Origin of the sequence: Armatimonas sp., assembly GCF_043760365.1 — a bacterium.
Lineage (GTDB): Bacteria > Armatimonadota > Armatimonadia > Armatimonadales > Armatimonadaceae > Armatimonas.
Genome location: NZ_JAYUPA010000738.1, coordinates 1 through 10179, shown reverse-complemented (window position 1 = coordinate 10179; position 10179 = coordinate 1). Strand labels below are relative to the sequence as shown.

The window sequence follows — 10179 nt, the reverse complement described above, 5'->3', positions numbered from 1 at the left end:
GAGCGCGAGCGACAGAAAGCAGAGAGTGATCGCACCAGCGACAAAGCGATCAAAGAAGCCAAGGAGAAGGCTACGAAAGAATGTAGCAAGGGTAGCGGCAACTAACTTCCTGACCGCTTGGGGAGGCGGCTCCTCCCCCCTGCCAAGATGAATAACATTCATAAAGAAAGAAAACGAAAGAATTATGAACCTGAAACGTATTTTAGTACTACGCCGTATGGCGCTCTCGATGACACTTGCCATGACACTGCTTGGCGGCTTGGCAATGACCATCCCTGCCCGTGCAGATGTTGGCGTAGGAGCGGATCGCAATAAAGCGGAGCGTGAACGTATCGATGCCTGGGCGGAGCGTGACCGTATTAGGGCTGCTAATGACAAGATCAACGAGCGCGTGGAGCGCGTCAATGAGCTTATCAAGGGTGTTATGGAAGGTGCGATGCGTGCTGGTCGTGGCGGAGGGGGATAACCCTTTTGCGCATGAGGCTATTGATTGCGCATGAGACTATTGACCCGATCGGGTTGTTGCCTACAGTGTGGCACCAAGCGAAGCCTTCCTGCCCCGAAACTTTTTTCGGAGCATCGCCGCTCAAAGCCATTTCGTCGAGAGACGTGGCCCTCCCGATCAGGTCAGTAGCGGGGCAGTAAAGCTTAAATCCACCAGGCTTCCCGATATCAACGAGTCGCCGAGAAGCCAGAGTGATTCGGCGCTGGCTGAACTTCCTACTGCCTTCCCTGTGCAAGTGGTATAGGGTAGACAATTTACCAAAGAAAGACACCGTAATGGCAACCCGAAAACAGTTCCTGCTTACCGTACTGCTAAGTACGATCTCGCTTACGACCTCACATGCGAACCCGCCTTTAGACGATAACCGACCGCCAGATACGTCCGACGAGCCGCCAGAACCCCGCAATGAAATCCGCCCCCCGAAACCAGAAGTGATCTGGGTATCGGGCTACTGGGTTCGTACGAACTTAGAAATCCCATATGTCCCCCTTCATCGCCCCAAGCCGGATGATGATCGCCCCAAAACGGAGCGGGATCCAGAAGATCGTTTTTCGAGACAAAGCCGGAAGTGGGAGTGGGAGTGGGTTCCGGGGCATTGGGCGCTTGAGAAGCCTTTGCGAGAAATGAGAGAAAAGATGCCTGTGTCACGCGAGGGGTGTTTGTGGCAAAAAGAGCGATGATAGAGGCCTTGGCGGAAACTAAACGGGGGCAAGTCAAAGCCGCATCGTCTTGCCCGCCTCATAGCTCAACGCTTGGCGTCTTGGCGGCAAAAGCGGCAGAAATATCAACAGGCAAAATCCTATGACCAGTATGAAATGCTTTGTCTGTGGAATAATGTCACTGAATGATTAGAGCAAGCTAAAAATGGCGGGATCTCGAAAGGCAGGCTACAGCGTGAAAGATTTTGCAAAATCTTTGTTATCAATTTTAGTTCTGTTAACGGCATTGATCAATGCTATATTTCTGTATCAGAAATATATTAAGGCACCATCTAAAACAGATCCTGGTGCTGTGAGAGGATATACTCCATCCACTATGCCGACTCTGTATGAATTGCAGAATAAGAAAGAGCAATCTGTCGGTACTTTCCACAGTCTAGATACTCATCTTGCTAATAAACCAAAGGGTTCATATAATTTAGCGGACCCTTTTTCGGAATCAAGCATGGAAACGCATATAGAGAATGTTGAAAAAAAAGAAATAGGGGGGAAAGGGCTGGTAGGCAAAGGCCGGTTTAAATCAGATGTAACGGTTCAGGAAAAAGCGACTGGTGACTATGCTAATTTAATAAGGTCTCGACCCAAGTAAGATTTCGGCACTTCTATTTCGCCTCTGCCAATCATTGATATCGATGAGTGGCAGAGGCCGAGACTGCAGAACGGCAATACGAGGAAAGTCGGCGAGATAGAACGGTCTCTTGGGCTGGCGACCCTGGAGGTGGGTGCCTAAGGAGGATTCGTGACTCTGAGCAAGTACGGTTTGCGAGGTCATGTTATTTAGGCTGCTTCTGACCTGTACCCCTGATTTGGTTCAGCGACTGAGTTAGTCGCACCCTGCCCATCTGCCGTTTGGGGCAACGTGGAAGGGCGACGCCACCCCCTTCCCAAGGTGCTTCCACAGAGGTGGACGGGAAAAGGCGGTCACACAGCTACTCAAGGGGCCGCCGAAGGTGGCGTTCCCTCTAGAAACTTACTCAGTCAGTGGACTAGTTTTTGGGGGGCAACGCACAACGAGTTGACTCAAGAAAAGGGCGGTGCGGTATACTGATGTGGGCATGGTCGGCCTTGGTGTGATTGGATTTAAGCACCTTGTTGTACCGTGTTTGACCATGCCCGACTTGTTTGACCATGCCCGACTTGCCTAATCCAAACCCCTCAGTTACCGGAAACTAGAGATGCTATGAGTTTACCAGATGCCTAGGCTGGGGCGAGAGAGTAGCCAGGCTAATCGCATAAACTTTTGCGGCACATCCAACCTGTGATTTGTACATATTTATTGATAGTGTTTCGTGATTTCAGTAGGAGACCCTATGGAGGACTCTCACTCCTCGAGAGACCAATCCTCTCAGTAATTGATAGATGTTTTGTATTGCGGCTGAGGGGCTTCAAGTATATGCGATTAGCCTGGAGAGTAGCTGATGAAAGATGACCCGCGCCTCACGCGCCTGGATGCCTTCCGTGTCCGTATTGACAATCCTCAGGGGATTCCCACGACGCTCTTTGCCAGCGACGAGGTGCCCGTGGAGGCCAATGCTGTTATGGAACTGCTGGAGCTGCTCACGCTTCAGGAGTCCGTGGAGGCGTTTGCTGAGGCGCTGCCGGAAAGCTTCGACGAGACTCCTTACATCGAGCAAGTGGCCGTCACACCAGACTTTCATAAAGCACGCGGCGTTCCTGTGGGCACCGTGCTTGCGACGCGTGGTTTTATCGTGCCCCAGGCCATTGGAAGCGACATCAACTGTGGCATGCGCCTGCACGTCACCGGGCTGGATGCCGAGACGATTCTCAGCAAGCGCGAGGAGCTTGACACGACGTTTCGCCATCTCTTCTTCGAGGGCGGACGCAATATTCCCCTAACCGGCAATCAGCGGCGGGCGCTGTTTATGGAGGGCATCACGGGCCTGCTCAACACGGTTCCCAAGTCCCAAACCAACGGCACCTGGGCGCACTTCCACGACCTGTCCATCGCTGCTGAGCTAGGGCGAATTGACCACCACGGCAGCCCGAAGGCAGAGCGGGTCTTTGCCCTCGACGACTTTATTGGCCAGTCCGACACGCTCAGCCGAGACAACCAGATCGGGAGCATTGGGGGCGGCAATCACTTTGTGGAGATTCAGCGGGTCGAGAAGATCCTAGATGGCGCGACTGCGCACGCCTGGGGGATCAAGCCCGGCATGGTGACGGTGATGGTGCACACGGGCTCGGTGGGGATTGGGCACCTCTGCGGCAACTACTACCGCGATGTGCTGCGTAGCCTCTATCCCAGCTCCCTCAAGCACCCCGACAACGGCATCTTTCCTCTGCCCCTTGCCAGCCCCGAGGCCGCGCTCTTCTGGGACGCGTTCCACAACGCTGCCAATTTTGCCTTTGCAAACCGGATGTTCTTAGCCCTCATTGCCCTGCGCGGTCTGCACCAAGTCTGCGGTGAGAGTTCGTCGTCGTTGCTCTACGATGCCCCGCACAACTATCTCTGGCGAGAGAAGAATGGCCAGATTCTCCACCGCAAGGGCGCGTGCCCCGCACGCGGCTACGAGGCCATGGCCGACACGGAGTTTGCCTACACGGGCGAGCCGGTTCTCGTCCCCGGTTCCATGGGCACGAGCAGCTTTATCCTCGCCGGGCGCGGCAACCCCGAGTCGCTGAACAGCGCCAGCCACGGCGCAGGCCGTGCTCTTTCGCGCGGCGATGCGCTCCATGGCCACGAAGCCGAGTTCCAGGCATTTCTTACGCGTTTCCGCATCGTTACCCCCACAGACCTGCGCCGCCAAGATGTCAAGAGCCGCCGCGATATTGTCGAGAAAAAGCTCGATGAGATTCGCCAGGAAGCGCCCTACGCTTTCAAAGGAATTGGCCCCATCATCGAAACCCTACACGGCGCACAGATCGCCCAGCCTGTCGCCGAGCTCACGCCCCTGATGACGATCAAGGGGTAGGAACATACTACCAAATTCGCGTGACGGGGAAACTATCTAAAACGGCATCAATACTAACCAAGAGCATCCCCTCACAGATGGCTTGAGCCACAAGAAGGCGGTCAAAGGGATCACCGTGGTCTTGGGCGAACTGCCCCGCCAGTCGGGTGTGCTGGTTGGTGATAGGGCACTCCTTTGCGCCAAGCAGAGAGGCAGGGCAAGCCCGTGCGTCAAGAGTGCCGTTCCCGGCAACACCAAGAAATTCATGCCTTGAAGGAGCGGGGCACTCCCATTTTGACCATCTCCCGGCAACTCGGGATAAGTCGCAGCACGGTTTACCATTACCTCCGTGTCCAAGAAGACGGCGTTCGCCACCGCTCTCACCGCTCCTCTAGCATCCTGGATCCCTTCGTGGCCTATCTCTCGGAGCGCTTTGAGGGAGGATGTCAGAACGGAGTTCAACTCTGGCAAGAAATCAAGAAAATGGGCTATCCTGGCTCGCGCAAGATGGTAGCCGTTTGGATCGCCCAGCAAAGAGTATCAGGTTCTGAGCCTCGATATGAATCTCCAGCCGTGGATTCTCCCAAGGAAAAGACCTCCTTGCGCACAAGTTCTTCTCAGCACACCAGCTCGTCGCGACAATTTTCCTGGTTCCTTTTGCGTCCACAGGAGAGCCTATCCCCTGCGGAACAAGCGATCCTGGTCAAGATTGAGCAATCCTGTCCCGAACTGTCGCGAGCACGTACGTTAGCCAATGAGTTCGGCATGCTGGTTCGCCAACGTGATGAACAAGGATTGCCTGGCTGGCTCTCGTCGGCATTGGAGAGTGATGTCACGGAGATGAAGAGCTTCGCCTCGGGTTTGCTCAAAGATGAGTCTGCGGTACGTGCCGCCCTCTCGCTTGAGTGGAGTAATGGCCCCGTTGAAGGTCAGTTCAACCGTCTCAAGTTCGTGAAACGCTCGATGTACGGTCGCGGTGGTTTCGCGTTGCTTCGTGCTCGGGTTTTGCATCGCCATGCAGCTTGACTGCCGTCAGGCTGCCTGACAAGGGGTCTGCCGAGGATCCTAGGCAATTTTCTGTTTGGAAACCATGGTCAGGGGCGCAAATCGTTATCTTGGTGGGGCTGCACAGCTCGAAAATGAGGAGAGGGTTGCCTCAAGACTGTCGCCTACTGCGTTTCACCAAAAGGCCGGAAGAACCATTTTCCTGGACCATTATAGATTTTAGTGCTCTTCCTGCTTTCAGTGGGGAGAAAAAATTCTTCTCGCACAAGCCCAGTAATATTGAAAACCTCGCCTCTCGCTCGTTAAAGCAGCAACAACCAATCGACAGGCAACAACCAATCGATAAACCAATATCTCAGAACATTAGAAAGAAAAAAGTAAAACCATGAACTCTCGCTTATTCACTAACCATATGAAGTCTCTCGCTACTTGGAAGCTAGTCAGTCCCATCCTGAGCCTCGTGCTTACTGGTCTTAGTCTTTCCGTAGCACCTGTTCAAGCACAGGCTTCCCTGACAGTCCAGGTTCCCTCAAGTGCAATGGGTATCGTCAATGGCTGTGGGCTTGATCCACTCTCTTCCCAAGGGCGGGTTCTCCCCTATAAGCCCACCGCTCCCTTTGAGCCTTGCTTCCCTCGTCCTCAGGTTGACCCAAGCTTCAATCTTGCTGGTGACTCGGTGGTGTCTGAGCATGGATATGAGTATGAGGCTGCCTTCGCCGCTGGCTTGGCACAGGGTAAAGAGGATTTAGGCCGAGGTCGCTACAACCCCAAGGGAATTATCTTGGGAGCTACAGCTGAAACTGACCGTGGCTTTAGGGATGGTTACGCCCGGGCTATCGAATAATTAACCGATGTGTTGCGGAAGTACGATGTGTGGCGGAAGTGGCTGGTTCGTCTCATGAAAATAAAATAGCCAAAAAAACCAGAAAGAAAAAAGAAAGAACTATGAAGAAGAATTTTACGCTGATGGCCCTGGGCCTCAGTCTACTTGCCCTGTCCTCTAGCAGTGCATTTGCCCAGAAAGAGCGCTCAGATCGCCCGGTGCGTGAGAGCCCGGTGCGTACGGAGACTGAGATGCGTCAGATCGACCCTCCGATGCGCAACGCACCGGAGCAGGTTATCAAGGATACCATCAGCGGTTTTAAAGCCGCTGGGCCAGCGGGAGCGGTCATTCGTGGCCTGCTCTCCACAGGAGACAAGTCTCGTCAATGAGGCTAATCCCCTCAATGGGAAGGGAGTCGCTCCTCCCTCCCCATATTCCCAAAGTCACAATCTAATTGGCAACTCAATGTTGCAAGAGTGCAGACCCACAACCAGGCCTGCAATTTCAAAAAACAAACTCGATCGCACAAACCAAATAGTAAATAACCAAGTCCCAAAAAAGAAAGAAACTACCATGAACACTATTAACAACACCAACCTGTCTCGTAACAACACCAACCTGTCTCGCTCTACTCTGCTGCTTGGCCTTGCCTTGATGGGCAGCATCGCCGCGACTGTCTCACCTGCGTTTGCGGGTGACAATGACAAAGAGAAGGTTCGTTGCGAGCTTCGTGACAGCCTGGGTAGCTCGGATAAGAATAGTGTCCGTGACGATCTCAATCGTAAGGAGTGCCGCGAGTTTGGTGGCAAAGAGATTCCTCAAAAGAAAGACTAGTGGGTCATTTGGCTCGCTAGCATGATTCGTTTTTCGACTCTCCGCTGATGTGGATAAGGGATTATCGTAGGACCGCTCCTCAGCGGTATCCCAGACGCTTAATTGCGTCACCGAGCCAAATGACCCACTAGTCACTTTATCCCTCTAAGGTCTAACCAGCCGGGATAGTCTGCTCCTCTACTGAGCATCGATCCCTTTAGGGAGGTGGCTCCTCCCTCTGAACTACGAAAACCGAACCGGTTATTAAAACCGAACCAACTAGGAGAACCTAACCATGAATATGAAAAATGCTAACTGGAACCGCCGTATCTGTTCCTCCCTCCTACTGACAGTTGCGCTCGCTTCCCTGGCGAGTATTATGCCAAATGCTGCAATAGCATCGGATGAGAGAGTCGTGAATAGTCTCATCACAAAGACATTGGATGATGCCCCTAAAGTCAAATATCCTAGAGACGACCGTTATGAAACGGTGCAGTGTAGTCTATGTGGTGCTAGATTCGAAGCAAAGCGGGAGGACGCATTCGACTTCGACGCGCTTCGAGGTTCCGGCCATCGAGGCCTTGACTCTCCGAAAGATCGACGCAATCGCGAAACAAAGGGCCTATGCGAGCGATGCGCTAGCCACCGACACTATAGTCCTTGCTACCCTGATACCTGGGACGGATTATCTTGGTGCGAAATCTGTAGTAGCAATCACAAGGAGTATATTAACCGCCGCAATGTTCGACGAGGTGAGATATATGATAATTTAATGGACCGGTTTTCATATCATCTCCCGGAGAGTGCTAAAAATGTACGTAATGAGATCCACTAACATCTTCTTAGCGTTCACGCTCACCGCACTGTCGATGCTAAGCCCTGCTCCAACCTTGGCGGGCTCAGCGCCCCAAAGTCCTCGGGAAGGAGCTGTATCCCGGCAAAGACGAGACGACAACGCTATCAAGAGAATCGATCGGTTTTCCCTCACTCTCACCGTGGATCTTGAAACCGCGCTTGCAAACATCCGAGCAAGCGGTAAGGGGCAGATCGAGCCAACTTCTCGTGTCTATGTTCCATGCCCAGCCGAAGACGAGTTTCAAGATGTTCTCTCCGTAAAGGTGCAGGTCGACGGGAGCCCGGTCAATCTGATGGAAGTCAAAGAAGCTGGCGGAAGGAAGCTATACGCCATTCACGTCGATAGTCTCACCTCTCAAAGCCTAGCGGTGACCTATGACATGGTGCGCTATCAAGTCGATAAGTCCGACAAGGTGAAATACACAAACAGAAATTTAAGGCCGCCTTCCGATGAAGAATTCAAATTTTACACAAGAGATCTCGGTTTGGGGGCCGACAAAGAAGATTTTAAAAATTTGGTTGCTTCAGTTGGGTTGCAGAGAAACGCAAATGAAGGTGAGTATGCTTATGTATCTAGGCTCTGCCGTTACTTCACGGCAAGGCTGAATTATCGAGCGGAATACTTTCCGGTATCTAATGCCGTTGAGTTCATAACAAAATTAAGGCCAGAAGTAGATTGTATCTATTCTGCGCAGTTAATTCATTCCTTCCTTTGCGCGGCCCAAATACCATGCAGAGTAAACTCTGTTGTTGGCATTGATGAATCCAATCAAATTCGTTTTCATCGTGTAAATTATTTCTGGGATTCACAGAGGGGATGGCTTCCGGTAGATTTAAGTTTTTTTGTAGCTTCTCAACGTCAAGATATAGTTGATTATCTGGGTCGAGACTCTACATTTATCTTGCTTGACTATCCAAGGAGTGCTGTCGATATGGGTGTTGATGTTCTGTATAGGGTAATGATACCTGAATTAAAAAGGTCCGTTACGTATCCTCTCGCTTCAGGACAAAATCTTTTTCTCTTATATAGTTCAGGACAAGTTACTTTTCTTGTGCCAAAGGGATCCCATACTCCCCTCTTGGTTAAATCCCGTGACTAGGTTCCTAACTGCATTCCTAGCCTGCTTATCTGCCGAAGCCGTCCGAGGCATGCACCGGAGACTGCTTCGGTAGGAGTATAATTCATCACTCCCCACTGATACCGTTTCAACTCAGCAGTTACGAACTATGTTTTGATTTCTGCCAGTAAGACAGTGCCAAAGGAGCAATTAAAGCAATTGTGCCCGAAACTACTCCGAAGATGAGTGGATTATTTTGCGGGACGGACGATGAAGATGCAGACATTGAAATTCCTGATGCAATTCCAAATAACAGTGCCCATAAATACCAAATACGCGGAAAGTTCCGAGCCGATGTCATAGCGATTAAGCTTGCAACCGCAATTATCCCAAGAAGCCAAAGTATAAATCCAAAAAGCATTAGCGCAACAGGGATCACAAATCCCAATATTATACAAAGGATTCCTGATACTACACCCCACAGAATCTTTAGTGCTGATGATTTCATACATTCCCCTAGTCTTGTTTTCTATTAAGCGTTTCGCTGCGGCAGTATTAGGTCCCTTTTAAGGCGTGTAATCCTGACGTTTGACTGGACAGTTTTTGGACTACGAGATTGTAGCATTTTCGCTCCGGAGCGGCAAGGCGAGTTTCGCTACAGGCATAGGTAGCGACGACGCGTCAAGCATCTGGTCACCACCCCTTAGAAGCACCTCTGGTCAGCTCCCGTGAATTAGGTCCATAACGCTCTTCGGTTCCCGACCCTAGGAGGGAAGTTCAAACTCCCTCAAGAAAGGAACCAGAGATGAAAGCAGGACAGTTTAGCAACGAACAGATCGTCGCGATTTTGCAGGAAGTGGAGAAGGGCGAGAAGACCGTCACCCAGCTCGCCCAAGAGAAAGGCGTTTCAGACGCCACCATCTACGCCTGGCGAAAGAAGTTTGGCGGGCTTGCCACCCGTGATACCACCCGATTCAGAGAACTTGAAAAGGAGAATGCCCGCCTCAAGAAGCTCCTAGCTGAGAAGGTCTTGGAGAACGATGTCATCAAGGAGGCACTCTCAAAAAACTTCTGACCGCTCCCCAGAAACGTAGCTTTGTTTCCTTTGCCAAGACACGAGGGCTCTCCCAGCGTAAGGCTTGTCGGCTCGTCAAGCTTTCCCGCTCGGTAGCTCGCTATCGTGTTCGACCTGGCAAAGACGATGAAGCCCAACTGGTGGAGCGGATACAGACCATTGCCAAAAAGAACTGTCGTCGAGGCTATCGCTTGGCTCATCATCAGCTCAGGCGAGAAGGCTTAAAGGTCAACCACAAGCGCATCCATCGCCTCTGGCGACGTGAGGGCTTGTCAGTTCGCCCCCGCCGCTCGCGAAGCGTATCCGAGGGCAAAAGCCCGTGGAAAAGGCGGTGGCGACGGCTCCCAACACGATCTGGTGCCTCGATTTCGTGGAGGACAGAACTCTGGATGGTAGGAAGTTGAGGATCTTATG

10 protein-coding genes and 1 pseudogene are annotated in these 10179 nt (G+C 52.0%); all 11 read left to right on the top strand.

The window, feature by feature from the left end; genetic code table 11:
* Positions 1-184 precede the first annotated feature (184 nt).
* Positions 185-466 (top strand): hypothetical protein, encoded by a 282-nt coding sequence (locus ACH2EH_RS17485; protein ID WP_395143586.1) that lies wholly within the window; start codon positions 185-187, stop codon positions 464-466.
* Positions 467-1399: 933 nt separating this feature from the next.
* The gene (locus tag ACH2EH_RS17480) at positions 1400-1813 is read left to right on the top strand and encodes a hypothetical protein (RefSeq protein ID WP_395143585.1); all 414 of its coding nucleotides are present in this window, start codon (positions 1400-1402) and stop codon (positions 1811-1813) included.
* An 829-nt stretch (positions 1814-2642) separates the two neighbouring features.
* Positions 2643-4157, top strand: a complete 1515-nt coding sequence (locus ACH2EH_RS17475) for an RtcB family protein (protein ID WP_395143584.1) — start codon at positions 2643-2645, stop codon at positions 4155-4157.
* 204 nt (positions 4158-4361) lie between these two features.
* A pseudogene (locus ACH2EH_RS17470) lies at positions 4362-4475 on the top strand (helix-turn-helix domain-containing protein); the annotation flags it as partial.
* A 72-nt stretch (positions 4476-4547) separates the two neighbouring features.
* Positions 4548-5162, top strand: a complete 615-nt coding sequence (locus ACH2EH_RS17465) for a transposase (protein WP_395143590.1) — start codon at positions 4548-4550, stop codon at positions 5160-5162.
* 364 nt (positions 5163-5526) lie between these two features.
* On the top strand, positions 5527-5985 hold the full coding sequence (locus tag ACH2EH_RS17460; RefSeq protein WP_395143583.1) for a hypothetical protein: 459 nt from the start codon (positions 5527-5529) through the stop codon (positions 5983-5985).
* Positions 5986-6086: 101 nt separating this feature from the next.
* Positions 6087-6353 carry a hypothetical protein gene (locus ACH2EH_RS17455; protein WP_395143581.1) on the top strand — a complete coding sequence of 89 codons (267 nt, stop codon included), beginning with the start codon at positions 6087-6089 and terminating at the stop codon, positions 6351-6353.
* A 184-nt stretch (positions 6354-6537) separates the two neighbouring features.
* Positions 6538-6798 (top strand): hypothetical protein, encoded by a 261-nt coding sequence (locus ACH2EH_RS17450; protein ID WP_395143579.1) that lies wholly within the window; start codon positions 6538-6540, stop codon positions 6796-6798.
* An 800-nt stretch (positions 6799-7598) separates the two neighbouring features.
* Complete coding sequence (locus ACH2EH_RS17445; RefSeq protein WP_395143577.1) at positions 7599-8732, top strand: transglutaminase domain-containing protein; 1134 nt, start codon at positions 7599-7601, stop codon at positions 8730-8732.
* A 763-nt stretch (positions 8733-9495) separates the two neighbouring features.
* Entirely contained in the window at positions 9496-9765 is a 270-nt protein-coding gene (locus ACH2EH_RS17440; RefSeq protein ID WP_395143575.1) for a transposase, read from the top strand.
* On the top strand, positions 9762-10169 hold the full coding sequence (locus ACH2EH_RS17435; RefSeq protein WP_395143588.1) for an IS3 family transposase: 408 nt from the start codon (positions 9762-9764) through the stop codon (positions 10167-10169). Before ACH2EH_RS17440 ends, ACH2EH_RS17435 begins: the two co-directional genes overlap by 4 nt.
* Positions 10170-10179 lie beyond the last annotated feature (10 nt).